Below are 23,266 nucleotides of genomic sequence, written 5' to 3' on the forward strand. Positions count from 1 at the left end.
TTCCGCCCTTCGGGCACCTTCTCCCGCAAGCGGGAGAAGGGAAAGCGCTCCCCCATCCGCCCTGTCGGGCACCTACCCCGCGAGCGGGGGAAGGAACATCTCGCGCGGCAACCAACGCTTGCTTCCCCCGCCTGCGGGGGAAGCTGCCCGGAGGGCTGAAGGGGGGCCTTTGGCTCCTGCGGGAAAGCCCGGATCAAGAGCGCCCTCTTCCGCCCTTCGGGCACCTTCTCCCGCAAGCGGGAGAAGGGAAAGTGCGCCCCCATCCGCCCTGTCGGGCACCTTCCCCCGCGAGCGGGGGAAGGAACATTTCGCGCGGCAACCAACGCTTGCTTCTCCCGCGAGCGGGAGAAGGGACAGCTTCAGAACGTGCCGCGCTGGATGAAGGGGACCTGGGCGTAGAGACGGCGTTCGGCGCCGCGGGGGTCGTCGGCCTGGCGGGTATGGGTGTCGAACAGCATGGTTTGCCGGCGTGCCAGCGAATAGGCGTCCCAATGCGGCAGGCCCTTGTGGTTGGGGTTGCCGTGGCGGGCCAACGCCAGCAGCGCGTCGCTCATGGCGTCGGCCATGCGTGTGGCGTCCTCGCTGCGGCCGGTGCGTGAGCCCGGTTGCTGCGGGTTGTGGAAAACCAGCGGGATGTCGAGGGTGTGGAAGGCGCGCAGTCTGGCGGCGTCACCGTGGCGGTCGTACCAGTCCAGCTCGTACGCCCAGGTGGGTGCGCCCTGCCGCGCGCGGGCTTCCAGTTCCTCGACGGCGCCGCGCCAGGAGCGGCCGGCGGTGGTGGCGGCGAAGAACACGTCCGATGGTGTGTAGTCGGGGTACAGGCGGCGGTATTCGGCGATCACCACGGACGGCAGCAGGTCCACGTATTGCTGTTTTTCCAGCTTGGCCGGCAGGTCGTCCCAGGTCAGATTGAAGTTGGCCGGGTCGTGGCCCAGGAAGGCGCGGGTTTCGTCGTGGGTGTTGCCGATGACCATGGGGATGCCGGCCGATTGCGCCGGTGCCTGCGGCCAGAACGGGTGCGACGGCAGCGCATGCGAATCCAGCACCGGGCCGAGGTACAGGTTGGTGCTTTCCATGCGCGAGGGATCGTGGATCTTCATCGCCTGCAGCAGTTTTTCCAGCGGCATGCGGCGCAAGGCGTCGGCGTCGACGTGGAAGTGATCCAGCACCAGTTGCGCGCGCTGGCTGGCGGCCCGCGGTCCGGCGGCGGTGACCTGCTGGCCGCTCATGGTCCAGGCGCGATGGAACAGGCCCTTCGCTTCCGGCATCGCCATCAAGGTGGCGATCTTGGCGCCGCCGCCGGACTGGCCGAACACGGTGACATTGCCCGCATCGCCACCGAATTCGGCCGCGTGCTGCTGCACCCACTGCAAGGCCTGGATCAGGTCGAGCTGACCCACGTTGCCGGAGTCGGCGAACGCCTCACCGCCGAGCTGGGCCAGGTACAGATAGCCGAACAGGTTGAGCCGGTGGTTCAGCGTGATCACCACCACGTCGCCGCGCTGGCTCAGATGGGTGCCGTCGTAGAGCGGGCTGCTGCCGGAGCCGTTGCTGAAGGCGCCGCCGTGGATATAGACCAGCACCGGCCGCTTGCCGCCATCGCGCAGTGCGGGCGTCCACACGTTGAGATAGAGGCAATCCTCGCTACCCGGGCCCTCGGCGCTGGTTTGCGGCGCGGCGGGGCCGTAATCGAACGCGTCGCGCACACCGCGCCACGGCAACTCCTGCACGGCGCGCTGGAACCGGCGCGGCGCCGTGTCGGCACCGTAGGGAATGCCGCGAAATACGTGGATGCCCTGCTCCAGCTGCCCTGCGACGCGGCCACTGCGCAGGCGGGCGATCGGGCTGGATTTGGTGCTGACCGAACCGGCCATGGCCACGGCGGGCAAGGCGACGGCCAGTGAGCCGAAGGCGCCGGCGCGCAGGAAGTGGCGGCGTTGCGGGTCCATCTCTTCAGCGCTCATGGCGAAACCTTCCCGGGTTGCGTGGCGATCCAGTCCAGTGCCAGCCGCGGCCAGGCGGCGGTAGTCAGGCCGTGCGTGCCGCGCACACCGAAACCGTGGCCGCCGTGCGGAAACAAATGCATCTCGGCGGGCACACCCGCAGTCAAAAGGGCGCGGTAGAACTGCAGCGCGTTGCCTACCGGCACGGCTGGATCGTCCTGCGCGTGAACCAGGAAGGTGGGCGGCGTGTCGGGCCGCACCTGGTATTGCATCGAGTACTGGCGCAGCAGTTGCGCATCAGGATGGGGACCCAGCAGCCGATCCCGCGAACCGCCATGCGTGTCCGGCCCGGCCATGTCGATCACCGGATAGATCAGCAGTTCGAAATCCGGTCGCGCACTGACCTTGTCGATGGCATCGGTGGCCGGGTAGACCGCCTTGTCGAAACCGGTGCCCAGCCGCGCGGCCAGATGGCCGCCGGCGGAAAAGCCCATCACACCGATGCGATGCGGGTCGAGCTGCCATTGCGCGGCGCGGCTGCGGATCAGGCGCAGCGCGCGCTGCGCATCGGCCAGCGCCGCCTCGCGGTCAGCGCGGCCTTCGCCGGGCAGGCGGTAGCGCAGCACGAACAAGGTCACGCCGCCCTGCTCGACGAAGGCCGGCGCCATCGCCGAACCCTCCTTGTCCAGCACCACCCGCTTGTAGCCGCCGCCCGGCGTGACCAGCAGGCCGACGCCGTTGGGCCGGGCCGGGCGGTAGACGACCAGGTACGGCTCGCTGACGTGGGTGACGTAGCGATCCGGCAGGGCCGGATCGGCGCTGCGCTCGACGAGCTGCAGTGGTTGGTCGAGCGCTTTGTCTCCCGGTGCCAATCCGGCCGCCCACAAGCTGATCCGGTCGGCCGAGCCGGGCGCCGGCTCACCGTCGGCGGTGGCCGCCGCCAGCGGGGCGCAAAAACAGAGAAACAGCGTCAATGCCATGACAAACAGTCGCTTGCGCCGATGCGATGGGGACATGTGCGGCTCCGTGGTGAGCGGGATGGGCGAATTTTGTGCACTGCCTATTGCCAGATGACACCGGTTGACCATATATAGCAATCACCGTATTGTCGATGGGCAGTGCAGCAACTATCAGGAGAGTCACTTGAGCAACGAGCAAGGTCACCGGAACGCGACCGTTTCCGCATGGGAAGACATTGCCCACCGATTCGTGGAAGCGCGGCGCGCCGGTCGATCACTGCCGGATTTCCCCGGCGAGATTCCGCCGGATCTGGTCAGCGCCTACCGGGTGCAGGACCTGGCCATCGCGCAGTGGGACGACGCGGTGGTGGGCTGGAAAATAGGTTACATCGCCGCCGATCGCCGCGATGTCTCCGGCGACGAACGCCTGCTGGGCCCCATATTTCGCCGCAATCTCTGGAATGCTACCGGTGCCATCGTGGATATCCCGGTGTTTTCCGGCGCGGGTGGTTTTGCCGCGGTGGAAGCGGAGTATGTGCTGCAACTGGAAGCGGATGCGCCAGCCGACAAGCTGGACTGGACGCCCGAGGAAGCAGGACTGTTGCCCACCCGGCTGCATGTCGGCGTGGAAGTGGCCAGCAGCCCGCTGGCCACGATCAACAAGCTGGGCCCGCGCGTGGTGGTATCCGATTTCGGCAACAACAACGGCCTGGTGCTGGGGCCGGAAATCGACCACTGGACGACGTGCGACGAATCAAAGCTCACCGCGCGCACCGAAATCGACGGTGTGGTGGTGGGCACCGGCGGCGCGGCCAACCTGCCGGGTGGATTGCGCGGTGCATTCGCCTTCGCCCTGCGTCGCTCCGCCCTGCGCGGCCGGCCGCTGAAAAAGGGCGACCTGATCGCCACCGGCAACGCCACCGGCATTCATGACATCGACGTGGGCCAGCTGGCGCTGATCGATTTCGGCAGTGCCAAGATCGTCTGTCGGGCCACGCCCAGCCCGGCGGGTTGAGCAGACTTGATCCGGCGGGCTGAGGGGAAAACTTGATCATGCAGGGGAGGGGCAAATGATTACACGTCGCGGTTTTCTCGGTGCCGGCCTGGGCACGCTGGCCGCCTCCGCGCTGGCCGCCTGTTCCAACGGCGCCTCGGCCGGCATGGGTGGCAAGGACAGTGCCGGCGGCCACCTGCTGACTGCGTCGGATGTGCATGTCGCCAACTACCCCACCGTGACCGCGGTCGACTGGATCGGCAAGGAACTGGAGCGGCAGACCGACGGCCGCCTGCGCTTGCGCATGTACCACTCCGGCCAGCTTGGCCGTGAGTCCGAGGCGATCGACATGGCGCGCTTCGGCGCCATCGACATCACCCGCGTGTATTCGGGCGCCTTGAACAACGCCTTTCCGCTGACCCAGGCGCTGTGCCTGCCCTACGTTTTCGATTCGGTGGCGCACATGCGCCACGCGCTGGACGGCGGCGTGGCTGCGGCCGTGCTGCGCGGTTTCGAAAGCCGCGACCTGATCGGCCTGGCCATCTACGACTCGGGCACGCGCAACTTCTACAACACCAAGCACCCGATCGTGGAACCGCACGACCTGCACGGCCTGAAGCTGCGCGTGGCGCGCTCGGACATTTTCCTGGAGCTGATCCGCATGTTCGGCGCCAACCCCACGCCGATGTCGCTGGGCGACACGTTCTCCGGGCTGGAGACGCACATGATCGATGGCGCCGAGAACAACATGCTCAGCTTCCAGTCCAGCCGCCACTACGAGTCGGCGCGCTACTGGTCCGAAACCGAGCACTCCTACGCGCCGGACATCCTGCTGATGTCGCGCCGCAATTTCGAGAAGCTGACGCCGTCCGATCGCGAGTTACTGCTGGATCTGGGTCGCCGCTCGGTCACCGTGATGCGCCAGCAGTGGGATGCCACCGAGGGCAAGGCGCGGCAGACGGTGCTGGCGCACGGGGTGAAGGCGAACGCGGTGGACATGGTCGCGTTCCGCACGGCGGCCGCCCCGCTGCTGCAGAAATACCTGCAACAGCCGGATGTCGCCGAGATCTATCGCCGTATCCGTGAATTCACCTGAGGGGATGGCATCGATGTCCGAGACCGACGACCGCACGATCGTGACTGGCCCCCAGCGATGGCTGGAAGTGCTTGCGCGCATCGCCATCCACATCGCCGCGTTCGCCATGCTGGGCCTGGTGGCCGTGCAGGGCTGGCAGGTGTTTGCCCGCTACGTCATCAACGATTCGCCGGGCTGGACCGAGCCATTGACGATCCTGCTGCTGAGCACGGCGATGAGCCTGGGCGCCGCTGCGGCGGTGCACAGCAACCGGCATTTCGGCTTTTTTCTGCTGGCCGGTCAGCTCGGCCCACGGCTGAAGTGCGCGCTGGAAGTGGTGGTGGAGATCGTGGTCGCCACCATCGGCGCCGTGCTGGCCTGGTGGGGCTGGATGCTGTGGATGGATGGCGTGCACATCAAGACGGCCGGCGCGGATTTCCCGCAGAGCATCAACTACCTGCCGCTGAGCATCGGCGGCGCGCTGATGCTGGTGTTCGCGATCAACCGCCTGGTGCTGGCCTTGCGCCCCACGACCACTGCAGGGGGCCACTGAGCCATGGGCATCGCGATTCTTTTCATCGTCTTCGGTGTGCTGCTGGTGCTTGGCGTGCCGGTGGCGTTCTCACTGGCCGCGGCGGCGCTGGCCACGCTGTGGTACCTGGATCTGCCGGCGGTGGTGCTGGTGCAGCAGATCGGCGCCGGTATCGGTACCGCATCGCTGGTCGCCATTCCGCTGTTCATTTTCGCGGGCGAGATCATGATGCGCGGCGGCATCTCGGAGCGCCTGATCGCGTTCGCCGCCTCGCTGGTGGGGCGCCTGCGCGGCGGCCTGGGCCAGGTGTCGATCCTGTCCTCGCTGTTTTTCGGCGGCGTCTCCGGCTCGGCCATAGCCGATGTGTCGGCGGTGGGCGGCACCATGATTCCGCAGATGGTCAAGCGCGGTTACGACCGGGATTTCGCGGTCAACGTCAGCATCACGGCGGCGCTGGTGGCGCTGGTGGTGCCGCCATCGCACAACCTGATCCTGTTCTCGGCCGCCGCCGGCGGCAGCATCTCCATCACCGACCTGTTCGCCGCCGGCATCCTGCCCGCACTGCTGATGACCGTGGTGCTGATGGTGACCGGCTACTGCGTGGCGCGTCGGCGCGGCTACGGCGTGGAAGCGTTCCCCGGCTTTCGCAAGGTGGCGAAACTGCTGATCGCGGCGCTGCCCGGGCTGGGGCTGGTGGCCCTGATCTTCATCGGTATCCGCGCCGGCATTTTCACGGCGGTGGAGTCGGCGGCGATCGCGGTGGTCTACGCGTTGTTCGTCACCGGCGTGCTGTACCGCAATTTCAGTTTGCGCGGCTTCCTCGACACCGTAATCCATGCGGCGCAGGGCACCGGCGTGATCCTGTTCGTGATCGCCACGGCGGCGGTGTTCGGCTGGTTGCTGGCCTATCTTGAAGTGCCGGTGGCAATGGTGAACTTCCTGGGCATGATCGCCCACGACCAGACCACGGTGCTGCTGATGATCGTGGTGCTGCTGCTGATCCTGGGCACGTTCATGGATCTGGCGCCGATGATCCTGATCTGCACGCCGATCTTCCTGCCCGTGGTGAAGGCCTACGGCATCGACCCGGTGCACTTCGCGATGGTGCTGGTGATCAGCGGCGGCATCGGCCTGGTGACGCCGCCGGTGGGCTCGGTGCTGTTCATCGGCACGGCCATCGGCAAGATCAGCATCGCCGAATCGATGAAGACGATCTGGCCGTTCTGGCTGGCGGCCGTGGCCGGCCTGCTGGTGGTGACCTTCTTCCCGCAGCTGTCGCTGTGGCTGCCGGCGCTGATGCGGCACTGACAAGCGAGTACCCCATGACTCCACGATCGATCACCCGGTTACTCCCCAGCCACGGACGGCTTTTTGATACGACATGCAGGCGGCTGCTGATGCTGGCCGCCTGCATGGTGATGGCCGGCTCCGCGCTGGCCGCCGACGCCGCGCAGCCCTGGAAGCGCGGCATCGAGCACCAGCGCATGGCCGACCTGGGCGATGGCCGCTTCCTCAACCCGGTGCTGTCCGGCGACCACCCCGATCCGTCCGTGCTCAAGGACGGCAAGGATTACTACCTCACGCTGTCCTCGTTCGACGCCTACCCGGGCCTGCCGATCTGGCATTCGCGCGACCTGGTGAACTGGCAGCCGCTGGCGCACGCGATCCGCACCGACGTGGGCGCGATCTGGGCGCCGGACCTGGTCAAGTACAAGGGCCGCTACTACATCTACTTCGCGGCGCGCACCGCGGAAAAGCGCGGCAATTACGTGGTCTGGGCCGACGCCATCGGCGGGCCGTGGAGCGAGCCGGTGAGCCTGGGCCTGCCCCGCCACATCGACCCCGGCCACGCCGTGGGCGAGGACGGCAAGCGCTACCTGTTCCTGTCCGGCGGCGACTACGTGCAACTGGCCGACGACGGCCTCAGCGTGGTCGGTGTGCCCAAGCACGTCTACGACGGCTGGCATTACCCGGAAAGCTGGGACGTGGAGAGCTATTCGCAGGAAGGCCCCAAGATCAGCCAGCACGACGGCTGGTTCTACATGACCACCGCGGTGGGCGGCACCGCCGGCCCGCCGACCGGGCACATGGTGATCAGCGCGCGCTCGCGCTCCATCCACGGGCCGTGGCAGAACTCGCCGCACAACCCCATCGTGCGCACCGCCAGCCGCGACGAGCCGTGGTGGTCGCGCGGTCACGCCACCATCGTGGAAGGCATCGACGGGCGCGACTGGATGGTCTACCACGGCTACGAAAACGGCTATTACACGCTGGGCCGGCAGATGCTGCTGGACCCGATCGCGTGGACGGCCGACGGCTGGTTCGTGGCCAAGGGCGGCGACCTGGGCCAGCCGCTGGCCAAACCGGCCGGCGAGGCGTTGCCCCATGGCATGGCGCTGTCGGACGGTTTCAGCGGCGACAAGCTCGGCCCGCAGTGGGCATTCTTCAAGCCCGGCCCGGACGAGTACAGGCGCCTGTCGTTCAAGGACGGCGACCTCACGGTGCAGGGCAAGGGCCAATCCCCCCGCGACAGCTCGCCGCTGACGGTCATCGCCGGCGACCGCGCCTACGAGTTCGAGGTGGAGATGGATATCGCCCCCGGCGCCATCGGCGGCGCGCTGCTGTTCTACAGCGACCGCCTGTATGCCGGCGTGGGCAGCAACGGCGAGCAGTTCATCCTGCACCGCTATGGCGAGGACCGTCCCGCGTCACTGCCGCCCAGCCGCACGGGTGGAAAACTGTGGCTGCGGGTCACCAACAACCGCAACATCCTGACCGTGCACACTTCGCAGGATGGCAAGCACTGGCAGAAGTATCCCGTGCAAATGGACGTCTCGGGTTACCATCACAATGTGGCCGGTGGCTTCCTGGCCCTGAAACCGGCGATCTATGCGGCCGGAACCGGGGCTGTGACATTCCACCATTTCCGTTACCGCGCGCTGGACTGAAACCCGATGGTCGAAGGCCCGCGCAGAAGGATTCCAAAGGATTCCCTTGAGCAAGAAGGCCGATTCCAAAACCGTGACGATCAACGACATCGCACGGCTGTCGGGCGTTTCCAAGAAAACCGTCTCGCGCATCATCAACAACTCGCCGCTGGTGCGCAAAGACACCCGCGACAAGGTCGAGGCGTTGATGCGCGAAGTCGGTTACGCGCCCGATCCGCTGGCGCGCGGGCTGGCGTTTCGGCGCTCGTTCCTGATCGGCATGGTGTACGACAACCCCACCGCCCAATACGTGGTGGACATGCAGTACGGCGCGCTCGACGCGCTGCGCGGGTCCAGCTTCGAGCTGGTGGTTCACCCCTGCGATTCCCGCAGCGCTGATTACATCGAAGGCGTGCGCCGGTTTGCGCAGCAGCACAAGCTGCACGGCGTGATCCTGGTACCGCGCGCGTCGGAAGACCAGGCGCTGGTCGAGATGCTCAAGGACATCGGCTGCCGTTACGTGCGCATCGCCGCCGTGCCGATGGACGAAAGCTCGCAGATGGTGATCACCCATGACCGCGACGGCGCGGCGGAAGCGGCGGATTATCTGCTGTCACTGGGCCACCGCGACGTGGCCCTGATCACCGGCCCCGTGGCCTACCGCTCCACGCTGGAGCGCTCCGCCGGCTTCCTCGACGCCTTGCGCAAGCGCGGCATCACGCTGCCGGACGACCGCATTGTCGAAGCCGGTTACACCTTCGAATCGGGCCTGGCGGCGGCCGAAAAGCTGCTGCTGGGCGACCGCCGCCCCACCGCCATCTTCACCGGCAACGACGAAATGGCCGCGGGTGTGTACAAGGTGGCCCTGCGCGCCGGTATCGACATTCCGCGCGAACTGTCGGTGATCGGCTACGACGACAGCTCGCTGGCCTCGCGCCTGTCACCGTCACTGACCTCGGTCCGCCGCAACACGCGTGACACCGGGCGTACAGCGGCCGCCATGCTGCTCCAGCCCGAAGGCCAGGGGCCGCTGGCTTCCGCCAGCGTGCGGCCGCATGTGGTGGTTCGCGATTCCTGTCAGCCGCCGCAGCGTTAGGGTTGTAAACCCCGCTTGCGTTCTCGGCGCAACGGACGGCAAACGGCACTCCAGATTCCTTCCCCCGCGAGCGGAGGAAGGAAGCAGCCTGCGCTTTCATCCTTGGTCTGGACGGTTCATACGCACCGGCTTTCCGGACTCTGAGCACCCGAATGACCGGCCCTCTCCGGAAAAATGACACCGGTTACCAAAATAGGCATAATGAAACTCAGCCGCCTCATGACGGAAGCCCAAACCGTCGCGTGCGCACACGGCCGCGTCGACCACCAAAACCGTCGACCACGGCCGTCTTCCCAACCCACGTACACCGTTCGGAGAGAAGAACACCATGACGAATCCATTCAGTCTCGAAGGCAAGGTCGCTTTGGTAACCGGTGCCAATACCGGGCTGGGCCAGGGTATTGCGGTGGCGCTGGCCGCCGCCGGCGCCGATATTGCCGGCGCCGGCATCGTGCCGGCCGACGAGACCGGCGAGAAGGTGCGGGCGCTGGGGCGCCGGTTCGTCAACATCGACGCCAACCTGATCAGCGTGGAGCCGGTTGCTCGCGTGGTGGCCGAAGCCATCGAAGGCCTGGGTCGGCTGGACATCCTGGTTAACAACGCCGGCCTGATCCGTCGCGCGGACGCGGTGGACTTCAGCGAGAAGGACTGGGACGACGTGATGAACGTCAACATCAAGTCCGCCTTCTTCATGAGCCAGGCCGCGGGCAAGCATTTCATCGCGCAGGGCGGCGGCAAGATCATCAACATCGCCTCGATGCTGTCGTTCCAGGGCGGCGTGCGGGTGCCTTCCTACACCGCCTCCAAGAGCGGCATCGCCGGCATTACCCGTCTGCTGGCCAACGAATGGGCCGACAAGGGCGTCAACATCAACGCCATCGCGCCGGGCTACATGGCCACCGACAACACCGCCCAGTTGCGCGCCGACGAGGATCGCAGCAAGGCCATCCTCGACCGCATCCCGGCCGGGCGCTGGGGCAAGCCGGAGGACCTGGGCGGCACCGCCGTGTTCCTGGCCTCGCGCGCCGCCGATTACGTCAACGGCGCGGTGATTCCCGTCGATGGCGGTTGGCTGGCGCGCTGAGAAAACCAGTACGCCGTCATCCCGGCGAAAGCTGGGGGCGCTTTACAACAGCCGAAGACGGGTCATCCAGCGCTTTGGCAGCGACTGCAGTCACTGGATTCCAGCGTGCGCTGGAATGACGAGCAAGAGCCATAGCGAAAAACTGCTTCCCTTACCTCTGCACCACTTTTGAACCGAAGGAGTCACCCATGAAAATCGCCTTGATGATGGAGTTCAGCCAGGCTCCCAAAAACCCGATCGTGCTCGAGCAGCTGCAGGGCGTGGCCGCGGCCCAGGGCCACGAAGTGTTCAACGTGGGCATGGATGGCGAGAACGACCATCGCCTCACCTACATCCACCTGGGCATCTGCGGCGCGTTGATGCTGAACTCCGGCGCCGCCGACTTCGTGGTCAGCGGCTGCGGCACCGGCCAGGGCGCGATGATGTCGCTCAATGCGTGGCCGGGCGTGTATTGCGGCTACTGCATCGAACCCACCGACGCGTTCCTGTTTGCCCAGGTCAACAACGGCAACGCGCTGGCCCTGCCCTACGCCAAGGGTTTTGGCTGGGGCGGCGAGATCAACGTGCGCTACATCTTCGAGAAGGCGTTCGACGGCGAGCGTGGCCAGGGCTACCCGGCCTCGGGGCGCCAGTCGCAGCAGACCAATGCCGGCATCCTGGCGGCGGTGAAGCGTGGCGCGGCGAAGGATCTGGTCGAAGGCCTGAAGTCGATCGACCCGGAGCTGGTGAAGCACGCGGTCAGCGGCGAGCGTTTCCAGAAGGCGTTCTTCGACAACGCGAAGGACGAGAAGCTGCGCGCCTACGTCAGCAGCGTGCTGGGCAAGTAAAGCCCGCCTGGAAGCCCACTGCCCACGTCCGGCTTCGGCCGGACGTGGGCAGTGGGTTTTCTGCCAATCTGCATGGGTGTTTCATCGGAGGTGGCGTTGCATGAAATCGATCTGCGCTTCCATCGTGTTGGGGCTGCTGCTGGCCGCGCCGGCCTTCGCGGCCCAACCGGACAAGACCGCGCCGTTGAGCACGTTCCATTTGCCCGACGGCTACAGCCAGCTGGTCAACGCGCCGGCGCCGGCCAGGCTTGACCCGGACGTGCGGGTAGCAGGCCTCAGCAGCGGCGAATTTCACGGCTTCCCCGCGTGGCTGGTGGACACGCCCTACGCCACTGCCGCCATCAGCGTGTTCGGTGGCCAGTTGCTTTCATTCGTGCCGAAGGGTGGCCCGGACGTGTTGTGGCTGTCGCCGCTGACCCAACATCAGCCGGAACCGATCCGCGGCGGCACGCCGGTGTGCTGGCCGTACTTCGCCAAGATGGGCCAGGCTGGCGACATGCCGTCGCACGGGCTGGTGCGCACCACGGCATGGAGCGTGCACGAGGCCCGACGCGAGGCTGACGGCACGGTTGTGCTGAAGCTGGCGCCGCCCACCCTCGCGGGCTTGCCCTTGCGTCTGACGATGACGCTGCGCATCGGCCGCACGCTGTCGCAAACGCTGGCAACCGAGAACGTCGGCGACAAGCCGGTGGTATTCACCCAGGCCCTGCACAACTATTTCCATGTCGGCGACGTGCGCAAGGTGACTGTCGCCGGCTTGGACGGGCTGACCTATCTGGACAAGAAGGACGCCGGCCGCGCCCACGTGCAGCACGGCAACTGGCAGTTGCTGCCGGCGGGATACAGCGACCGCATCTACACCGGGGCCAGCGGCCCTTACGTGCTGCACGACCCGAGCCTGGGCCGCGACATTCGCATCAGCACCCGCGGCAGTCATTCGGCGGTGGTGTGGAATGCGGGCGAACAGGCCGTTCGCCGGATCGACGATATCGGCGCGGGTTGGCGCCATTACCTCAGCGTGGAAGTCACCAATGTGGCGCCTGATGCCATTGAACTGCAGCCGGGGGAGCGGCATGAGCTTGAGCAGGTGATCGAGGTCGTCGAGCGCTGAATGTGGGAGCGGCTTTAGCCGCGATGCTGTTGCTTCGAGACCGGAGCAAGAGCATCGCGACTAAAGTCGCTCCCACAAGGGGAGGTCTGCGATCAATCCAGCGGTAACTGGTTGTTGAGCCGGGTGACTTCCGCGGCATCGCCTTGCTGCGATACCTGCACGCTGGCGCCGGCACGCTTGAAACCCTGCGGTAGTTTCAGTTCAAGCTTGACGATCTTGGGCACAAGATCCAGCGGTGCCTGCAGTGCCGGGATTGCCACTCGCGCAACCTCGCGCCCGCTTGCATCCTTGACCACCGCCTGGCCCGGCAAGGTCGCGACGTGCCCCAAGCTGTGCACGGTGAGCTTCAGCGTTTGGCCGTCCATATGCAGATCACCACGGCCAATGCCCAGGTCGGCGCGGGTGGCTACGGGTGTGCCGGCCTTGATGCGTTCGAACGCGAACACCTGGGTTTGCCGTGGCGGGAAGCGCAGCGTGGTGCTGGCGCTGGTTTCCAGAGGCACGTCGTGTTGTGCGGTTTTGCCGTCGATCTTGCCGTCGCCGTCGCGGTCAATGCCGCTGCGGATGCGCCAGGTGCCCGGGTCGATGTTCCAGCCGGTCATGTGCGCATCCAGCGGCTTGTCACCGAGGTTGTAGGCGGTCACCGTGAAGCGGTCGCGCGAGGGTGCGTTGACCAGCAGCGCTACCTGCTCGGCGGCGCCGGGCTGGTCGAAGCGCCAGCTCACCGTGTTGCCGGGGTAGCTCTGGTTGCGCTTCAGCGCGATGCCGCCCAGGCGTACGCGCTGCAGCAGTTCGCTGGGCGCCTCGACACGGTCGCTCCACCAGTGGCCCTCGGTCATCATGTATTCGTGCTGGGCCTTGTCCTGGATGCCTTGGCCGAACAGTTGCTCCAGGTAGCGCTTGTCGCCGGTGAGCTGCCACGCCACCACGCTGGGGAAGCCGATCTTGCCGGCTTGGGCTTCGTCGACGAGACGCTTGCCCCAGTCGCCCTGGCGGCCCAGCACGTCGATGAAGTTTTCGCCCAGGTTGGCGATGGCATCCGGGCCGCCGCGTGCCACGCGATAGTCCAGCGCCTTTAGGTAGTCGGCGTCACCGCTCCAGCGCCACGCGGCCCAGAACAGGTGCATCAGATCGCCGGCGCCGGAGCCCTGATTGAGTTCGCCGCCGCGCGTCTTGTCGGTGGACCACTGGATTTCGTTGGGCAGGGCCCAGCGGCCCTTGGCGTCGGTGTAGGCATGGGCCAGATAGCCGTCCGCCAGACCGGTGACGAGTTCGCGGCCGGTGGGATCGGCGTTGTACACGCCGAGCAGGAAGGCCGGGTGAAGGATCGGGAACGAGTACGGTTTCTGCCACTGCCAGTTCGGATCGCGGTAGATCTTGTTGCCGCCGAACCAGTCGGTGGAGAAATGCAGGTGACCTTGCGGGTTGCGCCGGATGATGCGCTCATCGAGCGCCTTCACCGTGGCCATCAGGCGTTCGACGGTGAGCGGATCGCCCCAGTTGAGGTAGAGCATTTCCGAGTCGGCGTTGATGCCTTCCTCATAGGAATGCAGCTCGTCGGTCTCGATGGTGCTGAGACCGTTGGAGAACATGCCGTTCTTGTACACCGCGTCGGACAGCGCGGTCAGCGAGGCGTTGAGGCGATCGGGCTGCACGCCCATCAGGGCGAGCCCGGGCCACTGCTGGGTGAGGTCGGTGTCGTCGGAGATGCCGCCGCCGAAGTCGCCGTAGGCAATCTGGCGGTTGTCGATCCACCAGTCGACGAAGCGGCGCACGTACTTCAGGTCCTCCACCTGGCGGAACGCCCACAGCGGCACGCCGGCCGGCGGCTGCGGCTGCACGAACGGCGGCAGGCCCTGGCTGTTGTAGCTGATGTCGTTCCAGTACATGCGGCCCTGCTCATGCTCGGGGTCCACCCGCAGCAGGTCGCTGATGTCGGCGTACAGACGGTCGTACAGGCGCTGGCGGCGGGAGGTGGTGTGCTCTTCCACCATGAAGCCCCAGTTGTCGCGCACCTGGTTGAAGCGGTCAGCCACGTGTTCCTTGATCGCCTGCTGGCGATCCTTGAACACCAACCGGATCTCGGCGCCATTGAGCGACTTCGCGTTGAAGCCGGGCGCGGCCGAGGCGATGGAAATCCACAGGCTGTCGGCAGTGAGGATGCGGTCGCGCAGGTCCAGCCACAGCGTGCGCTTCTGGCCCGGCTTCACCGAGACGGACACGTCGATCATGTCGCGTCCCGGCCAGATCGGGTCCTTGATGCGGATGTCGAGCGGAATCACCTTGCCGTCGGGGCCGGTGTGCGTGGCCGGCAGGTCGAGCGCGGGAAGGTCGATGGCGATGCCGTCCAGCCCGTCGTACATGTTTTCCCAGCTGTAGGCCCAACTGCGGATCAGCGGCTGGGCGGCCGGTGCACTGCCGATGCCCGACGGGATCAGCACCTGCACGATCGGCAGCGGATGCGCGGGCAGGCTGTCGGCGCCGCGCTGGCGTGAGCCCGCACCCTTGGGCAGCGCCATCACCGTGGAACGTTCGTCCGGCGCAAAACGGCCGTCGATGTAGTCGCGCAGGCGGTCAAGGTTGGTGTAATCCGGTAGCGCGTTGCTGTCGATGATGTAGCGCTGCTTGACCGAGCCCGCGGGCTCGGCGGCGTTGCTGACGTCGTAGCCCCAGATCTCCTGGATAGGGGTTTCCTGGGCGACGTTGGTGAAGCGCAGTTTGCCGCCGGTTTGCGCGGCGAAACTGTTGACGCTTCGCACCACGCCTTCGGGCCGCGTGAACAAGGTGCCGGCGCTGCCCGACAGCGTGCCGTAGGCCGCGCCGCGGATCTCGATGCGATTGATCGCTTCGCCGGCAGGCACGGTCAGGTCCAGCGTCTTGCCGCCGTCGACGTAGGTGTTCCAGTCCGGCAGGGTGAAGTAGTCGTGGCGGCCGGCCAGGCGCGAGCGGTTGTAGACGCCGGGCCAGGTGGTTTCGGCGATGCCGTCGGTGCCTTTCCACATCCACTGCTTGTGGTCGCGCACGTCGGCGAACTCGACCTTGCGGATGCTTGTGACGGGCGCGGTCAACGCGGGCGGCGGTGTGCGATCCCAGCCGTAGCGGTGCCACCAGGCGCGCTGCGAGGTGACGGCGTCGGCCATGGTTTTCGGCTCGCCATGATGCGCCAGCGCGGAAACATCGCGTGCATCGAGCATGCGGTCGTACACGCGGATGTCGTCGACGTCGCTGCCGCGCAGGAAGTTGTAGCGGCTCTGCACCTGGTAGGGCGCCATCACGCGGCCGGCCAGGCCCAACTGGTCCAGCGCCGCGTCGTAATCGCCGGTGGTTTCGGCGCGCGCCACCTGCTTGCCGTCGACGAACAGGGTGACGCCCTTGTCCTCATCCCAGCCGAAGGCCAGGTGCATCCACTGTTTCGGGTCGGGGTTCTTGTCCAGCTTGAACGAGACGCGGGTGCGGGCCAGGTTGGCGTCGGTGACGAAGGCGTCGAAGCCGTGGCCGTTCCAGTCGATGCGCAGCCAGACCATGTCCCAGCTGCTGTGGTCGGCATAACCGACGCGGAAGATCACGAACGGCGCCTCACCCACGGGATAGCGTGAGCGCCAGAAGAACGAAAGTGTGCCGCGCTCGGCGCGGATATTGCCCGGCGCATTCCATGCCAGCACGCCGTTGTCCTGCCACTGGATCGCCTGCCCCATGGCGCCATCGGCAACCAGGCTGACCTTGTCCTTGAAGTTGGGAACGGCGTCGCCTTCGGCATGATCGGCGGTGAAGCCGTGGTCGGCCGAAACGTGGAACAGCAGCTCAGGCGAGGTGCCCTGCGCGGCGGCAGGCAGGGCGGCGGCGAAGGCGCCGACCAGTGTGAGGAGGTAACGCGAACAGCGGTTGAAACGTGGTGACATCGTGCATCCCCCGGCAACATGCGCGGAATGCCGTCTCGCACACGGTGGAAAGTGAGCGACACCCGCGGCGGGCGCAGGTGTCGCTCCTTGCGACAACGTCCCGGCCTTGCGACCGGGACGTCAGACGGCGTCAGAGCTTGTAACGGAAGCCCACAAGATACACGCGACCCGTTTCGCTGTAGTCCAGCGGCAGTTGGGAGCTGGCGCCGATCCAGGTCTGCGAGGGTTCGTTGGTGAGGTTGGTGCCTTCCAGGCTCAATTCCATCTTGTCGTTGAGCTTGTAGCGCAGCGAGGCGTCCACGAAGGTGTTGCCGCTCTGGCCATGCACATCGTCGGTGAAGCCCTGCTCCCTGCCCGGCACGTCGATCAGGTAGTCGTCGCGGTTGGTGGCCGAGACGCGGCCGGAGAAACGGTCACCCTCGTAGAACAGGGTGGCGCTCCAGGAATGCCGCGACAGGCCGGTCAGGTCCGTCTTCAGCGAATTGTCGCCCTTGCTGGTCATGTACTGGATCTTCGAATCGACGAAGGTGTAGTTCAGCTGTGCGCCCAAATTGCTGAACTTGCCGGGCAGGAAGGTGAACGTCTGCACGTAGTTCGCCTCCGCACCCTTGAGCGCGCCTCCGGGCGTGTTGATCGGCACCGAGAACGAGAAGTCGTCGTCGGGGCTGGCGCCCAGGTCGGTGGCCACGTTGTCAGGCAGGCCGCTGGTGTTGAACGGGCGGATCTCGTTGGTGTTCTGCGCGAAGCTGTCGATGTCCTTGTAGAACAGCCCGACGCTGAGCAGCGACGATTCCTGGAAGTACCACTCCGCCGCGAAGTCGTAGGTCTTGGCGCGGATCGGGTCCAGGTTCGGGTTGCCGCCCTTGACCGTGCGCGCACCGCCACTGACGCTGACCGTGACGCCGGGGGTGAGGCTGCCCAGGCCCGGGCGCGCCATCACCTTGGCGGCGCCGAAGCGCAGCAGGAAGTCCGGCGTCAGCTCGGCCACCAGGTTCAACGACGGCAACGTGTCGTTGTAGTCGCGCTTGGCCTCGACCGGGGTGTTTTCGCCATTGATGACGGCGATGCCGTGCGAGCTCTGGCTGGTCTTGACGTAACGCACACCGAGGTTGCCCGACACCGGGATCGCGCCGACGTTGAAGCTGAATTCACCCATCAGCCAACCGCCGCGATCCTTCTCGGTAACGCTGCGCTCGCTGGCCGCGTACGGGCTCAGCGCGAAGGTGTCCTGGCCGTTGAAGATGTTGAAATGGTCGGCGATGCCGCCGAAGTCCGGCACCACCCAGGTACCCGGCGAGCCGGATACGCCTTTCAGGCTGACCTGGTCGACCAGGTTGGTGGGAACCACCGTGGTGCCATCGGCAAAGTCGGGCACGATGGCCTCGTTGGCGGTGCGGCGCGCCTCCGTCGACGCGAACTTGTAGTTCTTGGCCAGCACGCCACCACGCAGCGAGAAGCCGTCCGACAGGCGCCAGTTGAAGTTGAGCTCGCCGGTGTGGAAGTCGTTGTCCACGGTGGACTGGCGCATGCGGATGGTGGAGAGATTCCAGCCGGTCGGGTCGGTCGGGCTGATGCCGTAGTCGATCACCGGCGCCCACTTGTTGCCGCGGTAGTCGTAGCTGTAACCGTCGACGTCGCGCTTGTCCATCATGATCGTCGTCTGCACCGGGTTGTCGTGATTGGACGACGACGTGCCGACCTTGCCGTCAATCATGAAATCATCGGTGAAGCTGTGCTTGCCGGTGAGCGAGAGCTGCTTGAACACCGTGGACCATTCGTCGTGGCGGTTTTCCGAACGCACGTCCACGTTGTCGAAATTGCCGTACAACAGGCCGCCGGTGGCGGGGTCGACGTAGCCGTCGTTGACCAGGGTCTCGGGCTTGCCGGTGAAGGAGGTGCCATCGGGCAGCTTGGTCACGTTGCGGCTGAACGAAATGGCTTCGATGTAATGCTCGTCGCGCTCGGCGTCGATCTTGGAATACATCGCATCCAGGGTGAACAAGGTGTCGGAGCTGGGCTTCCACTGCAATGAGCCGGTGACGCCCAGGCGCTTCTGGTCGTGCAGCATCTGCGTGTAACGGGGGAAGCGCGGCGTGTAGACGTCCTCACCCAACGCCTCCGTGAACGACGAATCGGGGTTGAAGCCACCGTTGCTGGGCCCGTTGGCCCAGCGGCCGGTGCCGCTGCCCTCCTCCAGCGTCTGCTTTTCAGAGTAGGCCACCGAAAGCAGGGCGCCGAAGGTGCCATCGGCCCAGGTGTTGGCGATCAGCGCCGACACGCGCGGATCGGTCTTCCCGGACATGTCGCTGTAGCTGGCCTGGGTATTGGCCGCCAGCGTGAAACCCTCGTAGTCGAACGGATGCGCGGTGTTCAGATCGACCGTGGCGCCAAGCGAGCCTTCTTCCACGTCGGCCGAAGCGGTCTTGTGCACGATCATGCTGGAGAACAGGTCGGCGGCGAACACATTGAAATCGAAACCGCGGCTGCGATTGGTGCCCCCGGTCTGGTCGCTGCTGCCGACGGTGGTCAGCGCCTCCATGCCGTTGATGCGCACGCGGGTGAAGTCCGGCCCCAACCCGCGCACCGTGATGTTGCGGCCCTCGCCGGCATCGCGGGTGATAACCACGCCGGGAATGCGCTGCAGCGATTCGGCCAGGTTCAGATCCGGAAACTTGCCCACGTCCTCGGCCATGATCGCGTCGACCATGCCCAGCTCACCGCGCTTCACATCCAGCGCCTTCTGGACGCTGGCGCGATAGCCGGTGACGGTCACCGAGGTGAGCGAGGTCACGTCCTTGTCGGCAGCGGCGGCGCTCGGCGCCACGCTGCTGTCCTGGCTGGACGTGTTGGTGTCCTGGGCCATGACGGCGCCCGTTTGCAAGGCCAGACCGATCGCCAGCGCAAGCGCGGTAACCGGTGTCTTTTTCTGGCTGTTGAGTAGATGCATGTTGTTCCCCTCCCGAAGGTTTGCCCGTTATCTGGTCACGCGACCTGGTCACGCGACATGTGAACAGCAAATGACACCGCTAGTCATACGGAAACGTAACAGCTACCTCCGGGCATCGCATCTTGCACTGCAGCAGAGTGATGAAATCCATAATAAACCCATCAAAAATAGCATGTTATGTGTCAACGCAATGGTAGCGGTAACACCGCAACCACACACATGACACCGGTACCCATCCATCTGTGCCAACATTCTCCATCGTCGTTCGAACGGGAAACCTCCATGAGCTCAAGTGTGCTTTGTTTTGGCGAACTGTTGCTGCGTCTTGGCGCACCCGGCCAACAGCAGTTGCTGCAGACGCCCTCCCTCGACGTGCATGTCGGCGGCGCGGAAGCCAACGTGGGCGTGGCACTGGCGTGCTTCGGTCAGGACGTGGCGATGGCCGGCGTGGTGGCCGACAACGCGCTGGGCAGCGCCGCGCTGGGCGAGCTGCGCCGGCACGGCGTGGACACCCGCCACGTACGACGCAGCGCCGGGCGCATGGGCCTCTACTTCATGACCGCCGGCGCCGGCCTGCGCCCGGGCGAAGTGGTGTACGACCGCGCCGAGTCGGCTTTTGCCACGGCGCCGGCGGACGGCTACGACTGGCCGACGTTGTTGCGGGGTGCGCAATGGCTGCATCTTTCCGGTATCAGCCCGGCACTGGGCCCGCAGGCGGCGCAGGCGACTCTTGCCGCCGCACGGGCCGCCGGCGACATGGGCATCAAGGTGTCATTCGACGGCAATTTCCGCCCCCGCCTGTGGGAGCGCTGGGGTGGCGACGCGCAGGCGATCCTGCGCGACTTGTTCGCCTGCGCGCACATCGTGTTTGCCGACCATCGAGACATCGGCGTGGTGCTGGGCGGCGAGTTCGCCCAGGGCGACGCGCAGGCTCGCGTGGACGCGGCCGCAGCCACGGCGTTCGCGGCCTTCCCGCAACTGCAGTACATGGCCTGCACCCAGCGCACGGCATACAACGCCAGCCACCATGCGCTGGGCGCGATGCTGCTGGGCCGTGACGGCACCCGCGCGCTGGCACCGGTGCGGGAACTGGATGGCATCGTCGACCGCATCGGCGGCGGCGACGCTTTCGCCGCCGGCGTGTTGCATGGCCTGATGGAAGACTTCGACGGCGCCACCACCATCCGCTTCGGCCTCGCCGCCGGCTGTCTGAAACACTCCATCCCCGGCGATTTCTGCCCGGTCGGCGTGGCCGATGTCATGGCCTTGATGGACGGGGAAACGTTCGACGTTCGTCGTTGATGATGCGCCTCTCCTCTGTGGGAGCGACTTCAGTCGCGATGCTCTTGCTCTGGAACTCCAAAGGAGGAGCATCGCGACTGAAGTCGCTCCTACAAAAAACCGCTTTGCCCGCTCAGCCGGTTTCCGCCGCCAGGTTTCCCAGCACCCGCTCGTAGCGCCAGCCATCGGCGCCGTCTTCGTAGTAGCCAGGCAGCTGGTCGATACGGCGATAACCCTGCCGCTCGTAGAGGCCGATGGCGGCAACGTTGTCGGCGCGCACCTCCAGCCGCAGGACGCGGCAACCACGATCGCGGACGGCCTTCGTGGTCGCCGCCATCAGCGCCGAGGCCACACCCTTACCGCGTGCCTCGGCGGCCGTGGCCAGCGAATACAGACGCGCCACCACGCTGCCCTTGCGGAAGAACACCACGGCGGCTCCGGTCAGGGATGGGCCGGCACCATCGACCACCAACACCAGTGCAGAGTCGCTGGCCAGATGCCGCCGGTATTGCGCGCGGCTGAGCTGGTCGCTGTCGAAGGTGTGCTGCTCCAAGGCGACCAGGGCGTCGAGATCGGAGGGGGTGGCGTGGCGGACTTCGATGCGAGGAGGAGGTGTGGGTTGCACGTTTCGGAGTGCGGTGATGGGGAGATTTGCAGTTTAGGGGAAAGCAGGAGCGGCCCCTTCCAAAAACACCCCACCCACCCATTTACCAAACCTTCAGCGCTCACCCTTGTACCCCGCCAACGCTGTGCCAAACTGCGCGCTTTGCGCCAGCCGGCCGCCCTTCATCGGGCACGCCGCCGAAAGTAGAACATCGCCCGAGTGGTGTCATGGCCCGTTTGGTCATCGTTGTGGAAAAGGCCTCCGACTGGGGCTCGTACTACCCGTCCGTCGACGTCATGAGCGCGATGGACTACCTGCGCCAACCGGTGGCCGCCGACGACGAGCGCACCCACGTCATCAATCTTTGCCGCAGCTACAAATACCTGGGCACCGGCTACTACGTGTCGCTGCTGGCCGAGGCGCGCGGGCACAAGGTGATGCCGTCGGTGCGCACGGTGAACGACCTGCGCCGGCGCTCGCTGTACGGGCTGGACATTGTCGACCTGAACCACAAGCTCACCCACTTCCTGCCTGCCGGCGGCCGCGACACCACCGACTTCGGCATCCTGGTCTACTTCGGCGAAACCGCGTATCCGGCGCTGCAGGATCTGGCGCGGCAGCTGTTCGAGATGTTCCCCTGCCCGCTGCTGCGGATCGAGTTCGAGCGCGATCGCGTGTGGCAGGTCAGCTCGATCAAACCGGTGGGCCTGCACACGCTGGACGACGCGCAGGAGGACGCCTTCGCGCAGGAGCTGGACCGCTTCTCCAGGAAGCTGTGGCGCAAGCCGCGGGCGCGCAAGCTGTACCGCTACGACATCGCGATGCTGGTGGACCCGAACGAGGCGATGCCGCCGTCGAACAAGCGCGCGCTGAAATCGTTCATCGCCGCCGGCCGCGAGCTGGGCATCGAAGTCGACCCGATCGACAAGAACGACTACCAGCGGCTGGCCGAATACGACGGCCTGTTCATCCGCGAAACCACCGCCTCGGACAACCACACCTACCGCTTCTCCCACCGTGCAGAGAAGGAAGGCATGGTGGTGATCGACGACCCCACCTCGATCCTCCGCTGCACCAACAAGATCTTCCTCAACGACCTGATGGTGTCGCGCAAGCTTGCCGTCCCCCGTACGGAAATTCTCTACCGCGACGACGCCAAGGGCACGCACGAGGTGGTGGAGCGGCTGGGCTTTCCGCTGGTGCTGAAGATTCCCGACGGCTCGTTCTCGCGCGGCGTGGTAAAGGTGGAAAACGAACAGGCACTGGCCGAGGCGGCGGGCCGGCTGTTCCAGCACAGCGCGCTGGTGCTGGCGCAGGAATATGTCTACACCGAGTTCGACTGGCGCATCGGCGTGCTCAACCGCGAGCCGTTGTATGCCTGCAAATACTTCATGTCACGCGGCCACTGGCAGATCTACAACCACGGCGCCAAGGGCACGGCCAAAAGCGGCGGCTTCGAGACGATCGCGGTGGCCGACGCGCCGCCGGAGGTGGTCAAGCTGGCCCTGAAAGCCACCCATCCGATCGGCAACGGGCTTTACGGCGTCGACCTGAAACAGGTCGGCAACAAGCCGGTGGTGATCGAGGTGAACGACAACCCCTCGATCGACGCCGGCGTGGAAGACGCGCACCTGGGCGATGAGCTCTACCTGCGGATCATGCGCGAATTCCTGCGCCGGATGGAGCACAAGCGACAGGGCGGCGGGCACTGACCGGCGCCCGATCCAATCCCACACTTTCAATGCCACACGGCGCCGTGGGTGACGCGTCGGCGCCGACGCGCTAGCTGTGGCAACAGCGCCGGCTCCAGCCCCAGCAAGGCGACGACAGGCGCGCCGACCAGCCAGAACAGCGGCGTCCAGCCCAGCAATTCGGTATGCGCTGGCACCAGCGTGGTCAGCAGCATCGCGGCACCGGCTACCAGCCATAGCAAGGCAACGGCCACCAGGCGCGGGTGGTGCGGTGAGGGCGGCGGAATACGCATGGC

16 protein-coding genes and 1 pseudogene are annotated in these 23,266 nt (G+C 66.1%); 11 read left to right on the forward strand and 6 right to left on the reverse strand.

Annotated features, from left to right (window positions below):
• Nucleotides 1-359: 359 nt before the first annotated feature.
• Nucleotides 360-1,964 (reverse strand): carboxylesterase/lipase family protein, encoded by a 1,605-nt coding sequence (locus ASD22_RS10720; protein WP_056082859.1) that lies wholly within the window; start codon nt 1,962-1,964, stop codon nt 360-362.
• On the reverse strand, nt 1,961-2,959 hold the full coding sequence (locus ASD22_RS10725; protein ID WP_235577615.1) for an alpha/beta hydrolase: 999 nt from the start codon (nt 2,957-2,959) through the stop codon (nt 1,961-1,963). Before ASD22_RS10725 ends, ASD22_RS10720 begins: the two co-directional genes overlap by 4 nt.
• A gap of 127 nt (nt 2,960-3,086) precedes the next feature.
• Between ASD22_RS10725 and ASD22_RS10730 the strand changes: the two genes are divergently transcribed.
• From ASD22_RS10730 to ASD22_RS10770, 9 genes and pseudogenes are all read left to right on the forward strand, one after another.
• On the forward strand, nt 3,087-3,917 hold the full coding sequence (locus tag ASD22_RS10730) for a hypothetical protein (protein WP_056082864.1): 831 nt from the start codon (nt 3,087-3,089) through the stop codon (nt 3,915-3,917).
• 55 nt (nt 3,918-3,972) lie between these two features.
• The gene (locus tag ASD22_RS10735; RefSeq protein ID WP_056082867.1) at nt 3,973-4,992 is read left to right on the forward strand and encodes a TRAP transporter substrate-binding protein; all 1,020 of its coding nucleotides are present in this window, start codon (nt 3,973-3,975) and stop codon (nt 4,990-4,992) included.
• Nucleotides 4,993-5,005: 13 nt separating this feature from the next.
• Nucleotides 5,006-5,524 (forward strand): TRAP transporter small permease, encoded by a 519-nt coding sequence (locus ASD22_RS10740; protein WP_056084200.1) that lies wholly within the window; start codon nt 5,006-5,008, stop codon nt 5,522-5,524.
• 3 nt (nt 5,525-5,527) lie between these two features.
• Nucleotides 5,528-6,811, forward strand: a complete 1,284-nt coding sequence (locus tag ASD22_RS10745) for a TRAP transporter large permease (RefSeq protein WP_056082869.1) — start codon at nt 5,528-5,530, stop codon at nt 6,809-6,811.
• A gap of 89 nt (nt 6,812-6,900) precedes the next feature.
• On the forward strand, nt 6,901-8,451 hold the full coding sequence (locus ASD22_RS10750) for a family 43 glycosylhydrolase (RefSeq protein WP_056082872.1): 1,551 nt from the start codon (nt 6,901-6,903) through the stop codon (nt 8,449-8,451).
• A gap of 46 nt (nt 8,452-8,497) precedes the next feature.
• On the forward strand, nt 8,498-9,526 hold the full coding sequence (locus ASD22_RS10755) for a LacI family DNA-binding transcriptional regulator (protein ID WP_056082875.1): 1,029 nt from the start codon (nt 8,498-8,500) through the stop codon (nt 9,524-9,526).
• A gap of 328 nt (nt 9,527-9,854) precedes the next feature.
• Nucleotides 9,855-10,610, forward strand: a complete 756-nt coding sequence (kduD, locus tag ASD22_RS10760) for a 2-dehydro-3-deoxy-D-gluconate 5-dehydrogenase KduD (RefSeq protein WP_056082878.1) — start codon at nt 9,855-9,857, stop codon at nt 10,608-10,610.
• 188 nt (nt 10,611-10,798) lie between these two features.
• The gene (locus ASD22_RS10765; RefSeq protein ID WP_007082391.1) at nt 10,799-11,437 is read left to right on the forward strand and encodes an RpiB/LacA/LacB family sugar-phosphate isomerase; all 639 of its coding nucleotides are present in this window, start codon (nt 10,799-10,801) and stop codon (nt 11,435-11,437) included.
• Nucleotides 11,438-11,708: 271 nt separating this feature from the next.
• Nucleotides 11,709-12,548 (forward strand): annotated as a pseudogene (locus ASD22_RS10770) (D-hexose-6-phosphate mutarotase); the annotation flags it as partial.
• A 92-nt stretch (nt 12,549-12,640) separates the two neighbouring features.
• Here ASD22_RS10770 and ASD22_RS10775 read toward each other — a convergent pair.
• Nucleotides 12,641-16,447: a LamG-like jellyroll fold domain-containing protein gene (locus ASD22_RS10775; RefSeq protein ID WP_200946351.1), complete on the reverse strand. Its 3,807-nt coding sequence runs from the start codon at nt 16,445-16,447 to the stop codon at nt 12,641-12,643.
• A gap of 130 nt (nt 16,448-16,577) precedes the next feature.
• Nucleotides 16,578-19,394: a TonB-dependent receptor gene (locus tag ASD22_RS10780; protein WP_056082881.1), complete on the reverse strand. Its 2,817-nt coding sequence runs from the start codon at nt 19,392-19,394 to the stop codon at nt 16,578-16,580.
• A 282-nt stretch (nt 19,395-19,676) separates the two neighbouring features.
• Between ASD22_RS10780 and ASD22_RS10785 the strand changes: the two genes are divergently transcribed.
• Nucleotides 19,677-20,696: a sugar kinase gene (locus ASD22_RS10785; protein WP_056082884.1), complete on the forward strand. Its 1,020-nt coding sequence runs from the start codon at nt 19,677-19,679 to the stop codon at nt 20,694-20,696.
• A 112-nt stretch (nt 20,697-20,808) separates the two neighbouring features.
• Here the strand turns inward: ASD22_RS10785 and ASD22_RS10790 are convergent, their stop codons facing one another.
• Nucleotides 20,809-21,300, reverse strand: a complete 492-nt coding sequence (locus ASD22_RS10790) for an N-acetyltransferase (protein WP_056082887.1) — start codon at nt 21,298-21,300, stop codon at nt 20,809-20,811.
• Between the two features lie 206 nt (nt 21,301-21,506).
• Between ASD22_RS10790 and ASD22_RS10795 the strand changes: the two genes are divergently transcribed.
• Nucleotides 21,507-22,991 (forward strand): RimK family protein, encoded by a 1,485-nt coding sequence (locus ASD22_RS10795; protein ID WP_056082889.1) that lies wholly within the window; start codon nt 21,507-21,509, stop codon nt 22,989-22,991.
• A 26-nt stretch (nt 22,992-23,017) separates the two neighbouring features.
• On the opposite strand, the gene ASD22_RS10800 is transcribed toward ASD22_RS10795, so the two are convergent.
• Nucleotides 23,018-23,263, reverse strand: a complete 246-nt coding sequence (locus tag ASD22_RS10800; RefSeq protein WP_056082892.1) for a hypothetical protein — start codon at nt 23,261-23,263, stop codon at nt 23,018-23,020.
• Between the last annotated feature and the right edge of the window lie 3 nt (nt 23,264-23,266).

This window comes from Rhodanobacter sp. Root480 (assembly GCF_001426645.1).
GTDB classification, from domain to species: domain Bacteria; phylum Pseudomonadota; class Gammaproteobacteria; order Xanthomonadales; family Rhodanobacteraceae; genus Rhodanobacter; species Rhodanobacter ginsenosidimutans.